The sequence below is a fragment of the Novosphingobium sp. genome (genome assembly GCF_030696665.1).
Taxonomy (GTDB): domain Bacteria; phylum Pseudomonadota; class Alphaproteobacteria; order Sphingomonadales; family Sphingomonadaceae; genus Novosphingobium.
Genome location: NZ_JAUYRV010000009.1, coordinates 20,375 through 34,618, shown reverse-complemented (window position 1 = coordinate 34,618; position 14,244 = coordinate 20,375). Strand labels below are relative to the sequence as shown.

The 14,244-nt window shown below is 62.4% G+C and carries 13 protein-coding genes; 8 read left to right on the top strand and 5 right to left on the bottom strand.

The annotated features are described in order from the left end of the window. Positions 1 to 16 precede the first annotated feature (16 nt). From Q8R81_RS01540 to Q8R81_RS01525, 4 genes are all read left to right on the top strand, one after another. Complete coding sequence (locus Q8R81_RS01540) at positions 17 to 1,873, top strand: methyl-accepting chemotaxis protein (protein WP_305615493.1); 1,857 nt, start codon at positions 17 to 19, stop codon at positions 1,871 to 1,873. 81 nt (positions 1,874 to 1,954) lie between these two features. Further along, the gene (locus Q8R81_RS01535) at positions 1,955 to 2,791 is read left to right on the top strand and encodes a TIM barrel protein (RefSeq protein ID WP_305615491.1); all 837 of its coding nucleotides are present in this window, start codon (positions 1,955 to 1,957) and stop codon (positions 2,789 to 2,791) included. A 33-nt stretch (positions 2,792 to 2,824) separates the two neighbouring features. Then, positions 2,825 to 4,171 (top strand): MFS transporter, encoded by a 1,347-nt coding sequence (locus tag Q8R81_RS01530; protein ID WP_305615489.1) that lies wholly within the window; start codon positions 2,825 to 2,827, stop codon positions 4,169 to 4,171. A 78-nt stretch (positions 4,172 to 4,249) separates the two neighbouring features. Then, positions 4,250 to 5,209 (top strand): nucleoside hydrolase, encoded by a 960-nt coding sequence (locus Q8R81_RS01525; protein ID WP_305615487.1) that lies wholly within the window; start codon positions 4,250 to 4,252, stop codon positions 5,207 to 5,209. 3 nt (positions 5,210 to 5,212) lie between these two features. On the opposite strand, the gene Q8R81_RS01520 is transcribed toward Q8R81_RS01525, so the two are convergent. Continuing rightward, positions 5,213 to 6,766 carry a carboxylesterase/lipase family protein gene (locus Q8R81_RS01520; protein WP_305615485.1) on the bottom strand — a complete coding sequence of 518 codons (1,554 nt, stop codon included), beginning with the start codon at positions 6,764 to 6,766 and terminating at the stop codon, positions 5,213 to 5,215. Between the two features lie 249 nt (positions 6,767 to 7,015). Between Q8R81_RS01520 and Q8R81_RS01515 the strand changes: the two genes are divergently transcribed. Together Q8R81_RS01515 and Q8R81_RS01510 are read left to right on the top strand one after the other, a co-directional pair. Continuing rightward, positions 7,016 to 8,050, top strand: a complete 1,035-nt coding sequence (locus Q8R81_RS01515; RefSeq protein ID WP_371135281.1) for a sugar phosphate isomerase/epimerase family protein — start codon at positions 7,016 to 7,018, stop codon at positions 8,048 to 8,050. A gap of 13 nt (positions 8,051 to 8,063) precedes the next feature. Further along, on the top strand, positions 8,064 to 8,438 hold the full coding sequence (locus Q8R81_RS01510; RefSeq protein ID WP_305615481.1) for a DUF6379 domain-containing protein: 375 nt from the start codon (positions 8,064 to 8,066) through the stop codon (positions 8,436 to 8,438). A gap of 121 nt (positions 8,439 to 8,559) precedes the next feature. On the opposite strand, the gene Q8R81_RS01505 is transcribed toward Q8R81_RS01510, so the two are convergent. From Q8R81_RS01505 to Q8R81_RS01490, 4 genes are all read right to left on the bottom strand, one after another. Next, entirely contained in the window at positions 8,560 to 9,042 is a 483-nt protein-coding gene (locus tag Q8R81_RS01505) for a TspO/MBR family protein (RefSeq protein WP_305615479.1), read from the bottom strand. Between the two features lie 184 nt (positions 9,043 to 9,226). Then, positions 9,227 to 10,003: a TIM barrel protein gene (locus Q8R81_RS01500; RefSeq protein WP_305615477.1), complete on the bottom strand. Its 777-nt coding sequence runs from the start codon at positions 10,001 to 10,003 to the stop codon at positions 9,227 to 9,229. A 5-nt stretch (positions 10,004 to 10,008) separates the two neighbouring features. Next, complete coding sequence (locus tag Q8R81_RS01495) at positions 10,009 to 11,004, bottom strand: sugar phosphate isomerase/epimerase (RefSeq protein ID WP_305615475.1); 996 nt, start codon at positions 11,002 to 11,004, stop codon at positions 10,009 to 10,011. 15 nt (positions 11,005 to 11,019) lie between these two features. Further along, positions 11,020 to 11,403 carry a DUF6379 domain-containing protein gene (locus Q8R81_RS01490; RefSeq protein WP_305615473.1) on the bottom strand — a complete coding sequence of 128 codons (384 nt, stop codon included), beginning with the start codon at positions 11,401 to 11,403 and terminating at the stop codon, positions 11,020 to 11,022. Positions 11,404 to 11,525: 122 nt separating this feature from the next. On the opposite strand from Q8R81_RS01490, the gene Q8R81_RS01485 reads away from it, so the two are divergent. Together Q8R81_RS01485 and Q8R81_RS01480 are read left to right on the top strand one after the other, a co-directional pair. Next, complete coding sequence (locus Q8R81_RS01485; RefSeq protein WP_305615471.1) at positions 11,526 to 13,145, top strand: GMC family oxidoreductase; 1,620 nt, start codon at positions 11,526 to 11,528, stop codon at positions 13,143 to 13,145. 130 nt (positions 13,146 to 13,275) lie between these two features. Beyond that, positions 13,276 to 14,244 (top strand): hypothetical protein, encoded by a 969-nt coding sequence (locus tag Q8R81_RS01480; protein WP_305615469.1) that lies wholly within the window; start codon positions 13,276 to 13,278, stop codon positions 14,242 to 14,244.

The following is a 14,244-nucleotide window of genomic DNA, read 5'->3' as shown; positions in this document are numbered from 1 at the left end:
CAAGGAAACCCAAACCGTGTTTGACCGCATGAACATCCCTCGCAGGCTCGGCCTTTCGTTCGTGGCGCTCAATGTTACGGCGGCGGTCATGATGATCGTGTTCGGCGTAAGCCTGGCCATGATATCAAACGTCACCGCCCGCAACACCGAGAGCCAGGCGATCCTTGCCGATACGCTGACGCTGGAAACGGCGCTGCTGCGGCAGAACAGCCAGTTGCGCGGGTTTCTTGTCACGGCGGACCAGAGCTATCTCAAATCCTACTACGAAGGCCGCGACGATTACGACAAGGCCTCGGCTGCGCTGGAGGCCCGGCTTGAAGATCCCGCGTTGCAGGAACTTGTCAGAACATCGCGCGCCGAAACGTTGAAATGGCGCGAAAACTGGGGCGACAAGTACGTCAGCGTGGTCCAATCCGGCCAGCGCGATGCCGCACAACAGGCGATCCGCGATGGTGGCAAGGCCGCGCTGGTCAGCGAGGCCGTGCTGCCGCTTCGCACCGTTCGCGATGCCCAGCACGAAGCAATTACGGCTGAGACTGAATGGCAGGACAGCGCCATCATGTTCGGGTGGGTAGCGCTCGGCATTGGCGGCGCGCTGCTGATCGGCCTTGCTCTGGTGCTTTCGCGCAAGCTTTCACACTCCATCGCCACCCCGATTGCCGATCTTACGCACACCATGTCCGCGATGGCCAAAGGTCAGCACGATCTTGCCATTCCCGGCACCGGCCGCGCCGATGAGCTGGGCGCGATGGCGCAGGCAATGATGGTGTTCCGCGATGCCGCGCTGGAGCGTGCCCGCGCGGTCAAGGAGCGCGAAGAGGCTATGGCCAAGATTGGCGCGAACCTGCACGCCGTGGCCAACGCCGATCTTTCGGTGCGGTTGACCGACGTACCGCCTGCATTCCAGAGCGTGGCCCACGATTTCAACGAAGCGATGGAGCGGCTGTGCCAGGCGATGGGTCTGGTGCAGGACAGCATCATGGCCATCAACCTGACATCGGGCGAAATCCAGCAGGCCACCACCGATCTTGCCACCCGCAGCGAACAGCAGGCCGCCAGCCTGCAGTCCTCATCCTCGGCGATGGATAACCTGACCACCCAGATCGAGGACTATGCCAAGATCGCCGCCGAAGTGAGCGGATCGATGGTTCAGGCGCGCGGCGAGGCTGAAAGCGGGGGCAAGGTCGTGAGCAAGGCAATCGAGGCGATGGACAACGTTGCGCGGGCCAGCGCCGAGATTTCCGACATCACCACGATGATCGATGGCATCGCCTTCCAGACCAACCTTCTGGCTCTCAACGCAGGCGTCGAAGCAGCCCGTGCGGGCGAGGCCGGCAAGGGCTTTGCCGTCGTCGCATCCGAAGTGCGGGCATTGGCCCAGCGCGCCACAGAGGCCGCCAACGCGATCAAGCAGCGCGTGGAAGCGGTGACCAATCATGTCCGTTCCGGCGTGTCGCTGGTCAATGAAACCGGGTCTGCGCTGGAGACAATCATCAGCCGCGTCGGCACGGTGACCGCGTCGATCTCAACCATCGCCGAGACTGCGGGCGAGCAGAGCGTAGCGCTGCGCAAGATCAATCAGGCCATCGGCGCGATGGATCAGATGACCCAGCAGAACGCCGCAATGGTAGAAGAAACCAACGCCGCCACCAAGAACCTGACGCAGGAAGCAGGGCAGCTCTCGAGTGCCTTTGCCAGCTTCAAGATCGGCGATGAACGCCCCGGCACATCGTTCAACGCACCGGCCCGCAGCGCGCCGGTGGCCGCACCCCGACCGGCTACGCATGCTGCGCCGATGCGCCGGGCGGCATACGCTCCGATCCCTCAGGTCAGCGGAAATCTTGCGCTCGACAACGATTGGTCGGAATTCTGACCATGCTGCGTTGTTGATCCACAGCCTCTTGACCGGAGCAGCAGGAAATGAGAACATAAGTTCTAATAAAGTAGCGGCGCGATGCCGCCAGGCAAACGGGCGCAGCATTTGCGCCGTCGTGGGGCCGCCGATTGGGAGATCGACGTGCTGCCTGCCTCTACTTTATCCGCATGTATCGAATGGCAATTTGCCGAAGCCGGTGACCTTGCCGCGCGCATTCACGCCGCCAAGGCGCAAGGTTTTGCGGCGGTGGAATTCCACCTTTGGCGCGACAAGCCGGTTGAAGCGATGGCCGCTGCACTTGCTGACACCGGCATCGAACTGACCGGCCTGTGCGTCGACCCGCGCCGCTCCATCGTCGATCCGGCAGAGCGGGCCGAGATGGTGGCTGCAGTGCGCGAAACGATTGCCGCGACCGCATGCCTCGGCAAGCCGCCGCTGATCGTCGCCTCGGGTTTTCGCGTTGAGGGGATGAGCGAGGCGGACCACTTCGCCAACGCCGTCGCCGCCCTGAAGGAAGCGGCTGCACTGGCCGAAGAAGCGGGCGTCATGCTGCTGCTCGAACCGCTGAACACCCGGCTGTTTTCAGCGATGTATCTGGTCAGCACCACGCTCGGCCTCGATCTGGTCGAAGCGGTCGGCAGCCCCAACCTGCGCCTGCTTTACGATGTGTGGCATAGCGCCGTGATGTGCGAGGATATTGCCGAAGTGCTGAAGGGCCGCATCGATCTGGTCGCGCACATTCAGGTGGCCGATATGGACGACCGCAACGAGCCGGGCACAGGCACGGTCGACTGGCCCCATGTCATGCGCACGCTGGACGATCTTGGCTATGCCGGGGCTATCGGGATGGAATATTTCCCCACGCTGCCGATGGACCAATCGCTGGAGCAGACCCGCAAAACGCTGGGCCTCTGACGGATTTCAACGCTGCTATCCGGGAGAGGACAAGTGGCCGAAAACAGACTGAAATTCACCGAACGCCTGAGCTATGGCCTTGGCGATATGGGCACCAGCCTTGCCTACAATATGGCAAGCGGGTTCCTGCTGTTCTACTACACCAACGTCGTGGGCCTGCCTGCTGCGGGTGTTGGCACGGTGTTCCTGATTGCGCGACTGATGGACGCGGTGATCGATGTGATGGTGGGCATCGCGGTGGACAAGACCCGCAGCCGCTGGGGCCGCACGCGCGGGTACTTCCTGTTCACCGCCCTGCCCTATGCACTGGTCACCGTGGCGCTGTTCCACATGCCGGACTGGGGCCAGGGCGCGCAGCTGGCCTATGCCTTCGTCACGTTCAAGGCGCTGGGCATCCTGATGTCCCTGCAGGCCATCCCCTATACCGCGCTGATGCCGATGATGACGCTCGATTCAGCGCAGCGGCTGAAGCTTTCAGGCATGCGCGGGGTTGGCACGTCGATCTCTGTGGTGATGGGCACGGCGGCGGTGCTGCCATTGGTCGGCCTGTTCGGCAAGGGCGATCAGGCCAAGGGCTTCCAGTCGGTTGCCATGCTGTTTGCCGCCATCGGTCTTGTCTGCACGCTGGCGCTCTACCGCAATTGCAAGGAGCGGTTCGAGGATGGCTCATCGCCCGATTTCGCCATCCTGCCCGCCGTGCGTGAAATGTTGCGCAACAAGGCGTGGCTGGTCGTCTTCGCATCATGCCTGCTCTATTTCACGCGCTTCGGCCTGATGATGAGCGCGACCGCCTACTTCGCCATCGACGTAATGGGCAAGCCTTGGATGATTTCGGTCATGCTGCCTGCCGTTTCGGGCATGTTGCTGCTGTCGTCGTTCGTCGCCCCGCCGATCCTTGCCCGCACCGGGATCAAGCGTGGCTGCGTGTTCGTGCTGGCGCTTTCGGCGGTGTTGTTCGCATTGCTGCCCTTCACCGAAAGCAACGTGGCGCTGTTCCTCACGCTCTACATCGCCGCCTGCCTTGCCACCTCCATCACCATCACCGCCGCCTTTGCGATGATTGCCGAGACGGTGGACTACCATGAATGGAAGTTCGGCACCCGCCGCGAAGGCCTGCTTTCGGCGGGCATCAGCCTGTCCACCAAAGTCGGCATGGCGGTGGGCACGGCAGGCTTTGCCTTCATCCTTGGCGCGGCGGGCTATGCCCCCGATGCCGTGACGGAAGGTGCGCGCGATGCGATCCGCTGGGCCTACTACGGCAGCGCCGTGGTGCTGCTGGCCTTGCAGACCGTGGTCATGCTGCTGTGGCCGATGGACGGCCTGCGTGAAACGATCCGCAACGATGTGGCCACCCGGAGACTCGCCGTAGAAGGTGAATAGAGCAGAGCCGGCCATGTTGCGGACGCTGGGTGTGTGTGACAAACCATCATTAATTAGAATCGCGAGATTAAACGCAACATGATCAATGCAACAAGCCGTCGCACCTTCACCACGGGCCTTCTTGGCGGGCTTGGCACACTTGCCCTGCCCTTGACCGTTCAGGCCCAGCCACGAATTCCCCAGCGCCCATCGGCACGCGTCATCGTGGACAACGATTTCGCGGGTGATCCAGACGGTCTTGTGGCGCTGGCACACCAGCTCCTTGCCGAAAAGACGCGGACCGTTCTGGTCACCGTGTCGCTGCTTGATCCGAAGCTTTCGACTTATCCCCCCGGCACGGCAACGCGCGAAGGTGCCAAGCTTGCCGCCGATCTGATCGCGCGCATCCCTTCCGCGCGTGGAACGCCGGTGCGGGCAGGGCGTGATGGGGTTGCCAGCACCATACCATCAGAAGCAGCAAAGGCGATTGTCGCCGAAGCCATGCGCGATGATCCCCTGCCATTGATCTTCACGTGCGGTGGACCGCTGACCAACCTTGCCGATGCCCTGACGCTTGAACCCCGCATCGCCTCGCGGCTTTCGGTGGTGTGGATCGGGGGGGGCACGTGGCCGGACGGCGGCTGGGAATACAATCTGGCGACCGACATCGAAGCTGCGCGCCATGTGATCGAACAGACGACCATGCAATTCATGCAAGTGCCGCAAAACGCCTATCGGCAGATGCAGATGTCCGTTGCCGAACTGGCCGCAGACATGCGCAGCATTTCACCGCTGGGCCGCTGGCTGTATGACCGGTTCACCCATCCGCCCGCATTTGTGGACCTTGGCGGAACATGGCCAATGGGTGACAGCCCGCTTGTCCTGCTAACCGCACTGACGACCGAAAGCAGCCGTTGGGTTGACCGACCGGCGCGGCGGATCAAAGCCGACTGCACCTATGGCGACGAAATGCCGGGTCGCACGATCCGCGTGTTCGAGACGATCGACGCGCGGCTCGTGTGGGCGGACTTCCTTGCCCGCCTGCGCCTTGCGGCCTGAAGACTACATAAGCCCCAGCTTGCCACCACTGGCGGCATAAGCCTTGAACGCCTCAAACCGTTCAGGCGTGGATACGGCGGGGCGCATGCCCTCGCGGTCACCCAGGCCCATGACTTGCGTGGTGGTGCGTGTCACTTGTGGCCACGCCTTGCCCGGCGTGCCGGTGCGCATGAAGGCGAGCAGGCGGTCCTGCCATTGCTTTACGATACGCCGGTCCGCCGCACCGAACGTGCGATCACCAAGGCCGATGGTGCCGAACACATAAGGCAAGTGCGATGAATGGAACGCGCCCCACCCCTGCCCGCCCTTTGCCGGAGGGTAATCATGGTCGTGCAAATAGGCGAAGACCGGCTGCCGCGCGCTGCGCGTGCGTGCCTGCGACCAGAGCAGCACGCCTGCCATGTAGCGATCTCGCGCCAGCAGGGCGTTCGATGCGACAGCCTCGGTATCCGTAGCATGGGGATAAAGCGCAATCAGACGGTCCGCCGTTGCGCCATAGCGCGCGCGCACCGCTGCTATGAACTGCGCCGGGGTGCGGACCGAAGGATCGATCATTTCTGCTGCGTTGAAACCGGTCATCAGCGGCACGGCGTTGACCACAGGGGCGCTGGCGCGGGAGGGATCGAACGGTAGCACCTTGCCATCAGCATTCGGCGAATAGCGCAATGGCGCTGCGCCGCTGGTATCGCCCGGGACATAGCGTGTGGCGTCCACCAAAGCTTGTGCAGGCACGGCGCGCAGAGCGGCAAGGCTGGGCGCATCAAGCTTTTTCGCCAGCGCAAGGCCCACTTGTTCACTGCGTGCCAGCGGCAGCACTTCGACTCCCATACTCGCTCCGCTGAACGATATGGCACGTTCGAACAAGCCTTTGGCCAGCGGCGAGACGATCAGGTCATTCACCGAAGCCGCGCCCGCGCTTTCGCCCGATACAGTAACATTGGCGGGATCTCCGCCGAACCGTGCGACATTGGCCTTGACCCAAGTAAGCGCGGCGATCTGATCAAGCAGGCCGTAGTTGCCTGATGACCCGAGCGACGATTCTGCCGTCAGTTCGGGATGTGCAAGAAACCCAAAAGCGCCGACGCGATAGTTGATCGTGATGACCACGGCACCCCGCGCTGCCAAGGCGCCACCATGATTGACCGGTACGCTTCCCGCCCCTCCGGCAAACGCGCCGCCGTGGATGTATACCAACACCGGCAATGCCTTTGCCGCCGAGGCAGGCTTCCACACATTGAGCGTCAGGCAGTCCTCGCTTGCAGGGGGTGGTGCGACAAATTCTTCGGTATAAGGCCCCCACGGCTTAGCAAACGCCTGCTCGCACACCGGCCCAAAGGCGGTCGCATTGCGCACGCCCTGCCAAGGCGAAACGGGCTGCGGCGCGCGCCAGCGGTTCTGCCCCACCGGCGGGGCTGCATAGGGAATGCCAAGGAATGCCTCTGCGCCCTGCTGTGCAGACCCGCGCAATTCTCCTGCGTTGGTGGCAACGGTCTGGGCATGGGCGCTTCCAGCGCAAAGACATAGAACAAGGGCAGCGCAGGGGGCAGTCGCTTTCATGGTGATCCTCACTTTGTTCATTTTTTTAAATAGTATGGAGATTCTAAAAATGGATCAAGCGCCACTTGACTCTCGGTGCACTTTATAAGAATATTGATTCCAATAAAGGGCTACAGACCCCAGGAGAGCATGAAAGGTGCAGCGGCCATCCGCCGCCCCCTTCGCGCGAACTCCGCCAAGCAAACTCGGCACTGATCCGATCCACAGCCTGTGCCCGGCTATCGAAACAACCCCGCCAAGAGGTGAATTGTGTCCAGCAAAATCAAACGGGGCGTCAGCCTCTATTCCTATCAGAATGAGACCTTTCAGGGCAAAATGACCCTTGAAGACTGCATCCGCGTGAGCGCGGAGCTTGGTGCCAAGGGCATCGAGATCATCGGCGAGCAGACCTTCTGGGGCTGGCCCGAATATGGCGTGGCATCAGAAGACGTCGACCAGTGGCATCGCCTGATCAAGCAGTACGACTGCACGCCCGTCAGCCACGATTTCATGCTCGATTACAAGCGCTACAAGGGCCGCGAGATGCCCTTTGAAGAACAGGTTGCCAGCGTAAAGAAGGACATCGAATTCGGTGCCCGCCTTGGCATGAAGTATATCCGCGCACTCGTCTCGATCGCGCCCGAAGTGCTGGTGGCCGCTGCGCACCACGCCGAAGAGCACAATATCAAGATCCTGATTGAGGTTCACGCCCCGCTGCACTTCGATCACCCGTGGATCATCCGCCACGCCGAAGCCTTTGAAAAGTCCGGCTCCGACGCGCTCGGCTTCCTGCCCGACATGGGCATGTTCCTGTTCGCTTTCCCTCCGGTGTGGAAAGAAAAGTTCCTGCGCATCGGCGTACCGCCAGCCATCGCCGACTATGTCGAGAAGGCATACGAGGACCGCGTCCTTTCGGAATACGTGATCCTGAATGTCCAGCAGATGGGCGGCACCGGCCCCGCCATCGCGATGGCCGAAACGCTGCGCCACAACGCCGCGTTCGAACCCAAGCGCATGCTTGATTACATGCCGCGCATCCACAACATCCACGGCAAGTTTTATGAAGTGACCGAGGATTATGTCGAACCTTCGATCCCCTACGACAAGATCGTCGAGGTGCTCAAGCAGGGCGGCTATGAAGGCTACATCTGTTCGGAATACGAAGGCAACCGCTGGATCGAAGACGCGCAGGAGCCGGATTCCGTCGAACAGGTCCGCCGCCAGCAGGTGATGCTGGCCAAGCTGCTTGGCGAAACCGAAGTCCCCACGATCAAGACCCCAGCTTTCGCTGTGGCTGCAGAATAAGGAGCGCATTGCCATGATGGACAACAAGATGATCGTCGAAGGCAGCCTCCAGTCGGTGGATGGCGGCTTTTCGTTCCTGGGGCGCCTGCCCTATTACCGTGGCCTTGGTCTTTCCATGATCGAGGACATTCAGGTCACCGTGGACGGCGATGTGCAACCGCGTGAATCGGTGCGCTTTGCCGTGCGAGGCAAAACCTACACGCTCGGCGAGATGGAAACCTGTTACGACAACCGCTGGAACTTTGGCGAAAAGGCACAGATCATTGTGCTGAACGGCGGGCTTTCCGCTGGCAACCACACGGTCACCTTCGCCGTGCGCAACCGCGTATCCTACCTGCCCTTCGTGCCGACCACAAAGGACACCAAGGATCTCGCACTGGCGGCGTAATCCGCAGCGCTTGAACAACAAACACCGTGCGTCCCCGCGAAGGCGGGGACCTCAGGCGTGTTACGACCCATCACCCTAAACGGCCTGAGGTCCCCGCCTGCGCGGGGACGCGTTTACCCAATTATGCTTTTGGCCCAAACGGCTTGTTCAGCCGCACAATGGTGAAGTTCAGGCAGGCGGCAAAGCTGACCCAGACGAAATAGGGCACGACCAGCCAGCTCGCCAGCACCGAAAACTCACGCAAGCCCACGGCCAGCGCCAGCACCGACCCCCACAGGAACGGCACTTCCACCAGCGACCAATCGGGCCGCTGCCGCGCAAAGAACAGCGGTGACCACAGGAAGTGGAACACGAAGTTCAGCGCGAACAGCGCGATCACCGTCATGCGTCCGGCTTCATCCACCGCGCCGTTCCACGCCAGGACGGCAGCCCAGCCCCCAAGGCCAAGGATCACCGTCCACGCCGGGCCGAACAGCCAATCGGGCGGCTGCCACGATGGCTTTTTCAGGTTGCGATACCACGGACCGATGTCGGTCAGCAGTCCTCCTGCTCCGCCAAGGATGACGGCCCAAAGGATGGCGGCGATGACATGGGGTTCGGGCATGGCAGGCGTATGAGGCCTGCGCCGAGCGAGGGCAATGCGCAAAGCGGTGCCAGATCGAACAGGGGATACAAACACCCCCTGCTCCCCCGCGAAGGCGGGGGCCTCAGGCGTGTTAAACTAGCGGTGCGTCACAACACCGAGGCCCCCGCCTTCGCGGGGGCGCGGCGTCACAAAATGGGCGCGTTTACGCCGCGCACAGCTCTTGGATATAGGCGAGCGCCTCACCCGTGGGCTGGCGCGTAGGATAGCATTCCACCCCGATCGTCCCCGAATAGCCCAGCCGCTCAAGCATCGCCAGCCGCGCGGGCCAGTCGATCGCGCCCGAACCCGGCTCACCCCGCCCCGGCGCATCGGCGATCTGCACGTGGTCCACCAGATACATGACTTGCGGCAGGACCACTTCAGGGTCTTCGCCTTCAACGATGGAATGGTACATGTCGTAAAGCAGCCGCACCCGCGGGCTGCCCACCAGTTCGGCAACCTTCACACAATCCTCGGTCATCGCAAACAGCACGCCGGGATGATCGACGCGGGTGTTCACCGCTTCGAGGATCAGCGTGAGGTCATGCTCCTCGGCAATCGGCACCACGCTGGCCACGGCATCGGCCACCGTCTGCAATTGCACCGCGCGTTTCAGGAACGGCACCGCCGGACCAGACGCGATGACCACCCGCTTGCATCCCAGTGCCACGGCGTTTTCCGCGCTCTGCCGCACATTGGCGCGGAATTCATCGTGCGTCTGCGGATCGATGATGCGCGTGCGCGGATCGTTGACCATCGACCACAGTTGCACCCCATGCGCATTAAGCGCGGCGCGCACCGAGGCCACATCGCGGCCCTCCATGCTGAAGATCTCCACCTTGCGGAACCCCGCCGCAGCTGCTGCCGCAATGCGATCCTCAAGCCGGTCGCCCGCCTCGGTGAAGCCATATTCGAGATTGACGGAAAGGTCGAAAGCCACGGCGCTCAGCTCCCCCAGATGCGGCGAGCCATCGCCTGATGGCGGCGCACCTGTTCAAAGGCATCGCGCGTGTCATAGGCATGGCCTTCCCACTCGCTCACCATTGTGCCGGTAAAGCCGCCGTCCTTGAACAGCGGCAGGATCGTGTCGTAATCGATCGCTTCTTCGACCAGATCCTCGCTCACGCCATAGAACTTGCCGTGGATGTGGATGGTGCGGTCCACCAGCGCGGCCCAGCTTTTGGGATCGTGGTTCGACAGGATGAAGAACGCAAGGCATGCGGCCTGGATGTGCAGCGGTGCGTGGCCGTGGGCCATGCCCCATTCACGCAGACGCCCGGCCTTTTCGTGGCTCATCCCTTGTTCGAGCCAGACGTCCTTCAGCTTGTCGAGCAGGTCTTCCGAAGCCCCCTTGGCCCGCGCGGCATCAAGCATCGATTCCGGGATACGGCTTGCCGTGCCGCCAAAATCGGGAATCCAGCCCAGATAGGGCGTGTCCAGCTTGTCGTACATCTCGCCATAGGCCTGCACCGCAGGATGGCCCGCCCACATCGGCGCATGCACTTCCACACCCATGCGAATGTCCAGCTCCTCGGCATAGGGCGCGATTTCGGGAAGCAGATGCACTGGCAGAGCGAACTGATAGCGCACCAGCGAAAAGCCCATCTTCTTGGCCGAACGCAGCTGGCGCTTGTGGTATTCCACCAGCGCGGCATCTTCGATCGGCTGCTGGCCGGGCTTCAGGAAGCGGTCCGAATTGATCGCGCAGGACACGGGGTTAAGGCCCGTGGCGGCAATCATTTCCTTGAACTTTTCGGCATAGGCATCCGAAACGTCGGGGAATTCCTTGAACTGCTGAAAGCCGATGATCTCGATATTCGGGCCAAGCCCGCGCTTGGCCACCTCGGCCAGCAGGGTATCAACCTCGAACTGGCGGGTCAGCCATTCGTTGGTGAAGGAATAGAGCGTAACGCCGGTCTGCGGGCCTGTTGAAGCTGTCATGTTTCTTGTCCTCTCTCAGGCCGCTACGCGCAGGGTTTCGGTCTGCGGATTGGTGCGCTTCATGCCGGGGATGTAGGGCGGGCTGACGAACAGGTTCAGCGCAACTTCGCAATCGCTGCCAGCATCGGAGTGTACCGAAGGCAGGATCAGGAACGCAGAATCGCGGATGAACCAGAAGGTATCGACCTTCTCGCCGTTCTCGCTCAGCGGCCAGCGCTGCCCATCGTATTCGATCAGTGCGTCGGACAGGTCCACCGCATCGCCGTTGATCGACAACGGCCCCACTTCCACCACCGAAAACGGCAGCGAGCGATACCACGGCAGGCGCATCGCCAGCTTCAGCCCGCCATCGCAAAGGCAAAGCCCTTCTTCCCCGATAACCCGTTCGACTGGCAGCATCGCACTCTCCCTCTTTAATTAGAATTTGACTTCTAATCATGGCTTGACACGCGGTCAAGGGCTGTGCAGACAAAAACCGAACCAAAGTTCTATTCTAATTCACGGGCGGGTGCGCGATCAAAATGGCGGAATTCGATTACATCATCATCGGCGCAGGTTCGGCCGGATGCGTGCTGGCAAATCGGCTTAGCGCCGATCCGCGCAACCGCGTGCTGCTGATCGAGGATGGGGGCGATAACCAGCATCCCTTCATCAAGATGGCGGGCGGCTTTGTGAAGATCATGGGCAACCCGGATTACTTCCGCGTCTATCCGCTCAAGCCGCGCGAAGCCATGCGCGGCGGCATCCATACTTATGGGCGCGGGCTGGGCGGATCATCGGCCATCAACGGCACGTGGTATCTCACCGGCGCGCCCAAGGATTTCGATGGCTGGGCGCAATCGGGCCTGACCGGTTGGGGCTGGGATGAAATCGCCCGCTGTTATGGCAAGATCGAAAGCTATCGTGAACCGGGCGCCCATCCGGGGCGCGGGCGCGATGGCGAATTGCAGGTTACCGCCTCCACCTACCAATCGCCGGTGTTCGATGCGCTGGCTGCAGGTTTCGGCACGCAGGGCATGCCCTGGCTGGACGATATCACCACGCCATCAACCCACGGCGTGGGCCGCAGCCAGTACACCGTGGACCGCAAGGGCGTGCGCGAAAGCGCCTACAAGGCCTTCGTCATGCCGGTCCTGTCGCGCCCCAACCTGACCATCGCCACCCACACTGCGGTCAGCCGCGTACTGATCGAAAATGGCCGCGCCACCGGCGTCGTTACCGAAGCCCACGGGCAGGAACGCATCCACACCGCTGCGGGCGAAGTGATTGTTTCGGCGGGCGTCTATGGCTCGCCGCAATTGCTCCAGCTATCGGGCGTCGGCCCCGGCGCGGCGCTGCAGGCGCTGGGCGTCCCGGTGGTGAAAGACCTGCCGATGGTGGGCCAGCAACTGGCCGATCACACCAAGTTCGGGGTGTCGTTCGATCTGACCAACCACCCCGGCACCAACCGCGAATTCTTCGGATGGCGGCTCTATCGCAACGCGATGCAGTATTTCCTCACCGGCACCGGCCACCTCGCCCGCGTCGGCATGCCGCTCACCGGCCTGATCGCCAGCGAGGGCGTGGACGCGGACTGGCCGGACTTGCAAGTCGCCGCCGCGCCCTTTGCCATGCGCACGGTGAACGAGATGGCCGCCCGCCCCGGCAGCCCGCTCACGCCCAATCCCGGCCTCACGTTCTCGGGCTATCACTTGCGCCCGCGCAGCCGTGGCAGCGTGACGCTCACCTCGCCCAACTTCCGCGATGCGCCGATCATCGATCCGGCGATCTGGGCCGATCCCTATGACCGCGCCAAATCGCTCGAACTGTTCCGCCTGTTCCGCGCCATTGCCGCGTCCGATCCGCTGAAGCCCTTCATCGGTACCGAACGTATGCCCGGCCCCGCCGTGCAGGACGAAGAGACCATCGCAGCTGAACTCGCCAAGATGGTCGAAGGCGGCCTCCACGGCACCGGCACCTGCTCTATGGGCAGCAGCGAGGCCGCTTCCGTCACCGACGCCCGCACCCGCGTTCACGGCATAGGCGGCCTTCGCGTGGTAGACTGCTCGATCATGCCAACCCCGGTTTCAGGCAACACCAATGGCCCCGCAATGGCCGTAGCAGAGCGTGCGGCGGAGCTGATTCTGGCGGACGCGCGCTAATCGGCATTGCGCCATAAGCGTGACTAGCATCACGCAAACGGGGAATCCTGCATTCCTCGTAAAGGCGCGTCATCTCTGGTAACTTCGCCCCGGACGTGGCTGTTTGGGGTGAAGCCGCATGATATGGCGCATGACAAGTGCACTGGCGTTTTTGGCCATCTGCGGGCAGGCACAGGCGCAGGCCCCGCAAACTGCCGAAGCAATGGCCGAGGATGACGCACTGCTCGAACTGCTGGGGCCTGCAGTGGCCAAGGAAAGCGCGACGCTCGCCGTCAAGGTTGAACCGGCATCGATCTTTCAGAAGCCCTATCTTGCTGATGATACCAAATGGGAAAAGGCCGCCCGCACCGCGTGGTATGCCGCACAATTGCCCTATGGCTTTCCCGGTGACGGAAATGTCTCGGTAATCTACCTCCCGCGCTGCGCCGCCAGCGGCATGTCCGTCGATTGGATACAGTCGGATGAATGGACAGACCCGATGGTCCGCGCCGCAGAAAAGCTCCGCGTGCAAAAGGCGCTGGCCACCAATGGCGCGGGCAGCGTCGATGTTCCCCTGCTGCAATCGCGCGGACGCTATAGCTGGAACCGATCCGTGCCCGATCCGGCGCTGGCGGGTTTCAACGCGGCGTTGCAGGCCGCGAAGACATCTGGTGCCACCGCCACGCAATTCGCCGTGCTGGAACCTTTCTGCCCAAACACGCAGCGCGGTTCTTACGAACAGGATATGGAGCGGTACGAGCGGACCACCGCCCGGCGCAGGCAGGCAGGAAGGGCAATTCCTCCGCCTCCGCCGCCCCCTCCCTCACCGCCGCCACCCCCGCCGCCACCGTCTTACGCCAGCGCCTCACCGCCCGTGCAGTTTCTGCTTCCACCAGCCACAACGCTCTGGATCGCCACGGAAATGAAAGCGCAGCTGTGCGAGATCAGATACAAGACCGTTTTCGACACGCGTTGCGGATGGAATCAGGTCTATGGCTCGTTCGCCAGTATCACTGGCCGCCATTTCCGGTTCCATCTGGAAAAGGCTGGTGCTTCTCCCCGCAGTGGAAAGCTGGACCTGCAGTTGTTGCCCCGACCGATCAATCTTGGAGCGCAGTAG

Bases quoted from the DNA above. Each gene is read 5' to 3' on its own strand.
- Q8R81_RS01535 (WP_305615491.1), top strand. From the start codon at position 1,955: ATGCCGCCAGGCAAACGGGCGCAGCATTTGCGCCGTCGTGGGGCCGCC.
- Q8R81_RS01525 (WP_305615487.1), top strand. From the start codon at position 4,250: ATGATCAATGCAACAAGCCGTCGCACCTTCACCACGGGCCTTCTTGGC.
- Q8R81_RS01520 (WP_305615485.1), bottom strand. From the start codon at position 6,766: ATGAAAGCGACTGCCCCCTGCGCTGCCCTTGTTCTATGTCTTTGCGCT.
- Q8R81_RS01510 (WP_305615481.1), top strand. From the start codon at position 8,064: ATGATGGACAACAAGATGATCGTCGAAGGCAGCCTCCAGTCGGTGGAT.
- Q8R81_RS01505 (WP_305615479.1), bottom strand. From the start codon at position 9,042: ATGCCCGAACCCCATGTCATCGCCGCCATCCTTTGGGCCGTCATCCTT.
- Q8R81_RS01495 (WP_305615475.1), bottom strand. From the start codon at position 11,004: ATGACAGCTTCAACAGGCCCGCAGACCGGCGTTACGCTCTATTCCTTC.
- Q8R81_RS01490 (WP_305615473.1), bottom strand. From the start codon at position 11,403: ATGCTGCCAGTCGAACGGGTTATCGGGGAAGAAGGGCTTTGCCTTTGC.
- Q8R81_RS01485 (WP_305615471.1), top strand. From the start codon at position 11,526: ATGGCGGAATTCGATTACATCATCATCGGCGCAGGTTCGGCCGGATGC.
- Q8R81_RS01480 (WP_305615469.1), top strand. From the start codon at position 13,276: ATGACAAGTGCACTGGCGTTTTTGGCCATCTGCGGGCAGGCACAGGCG.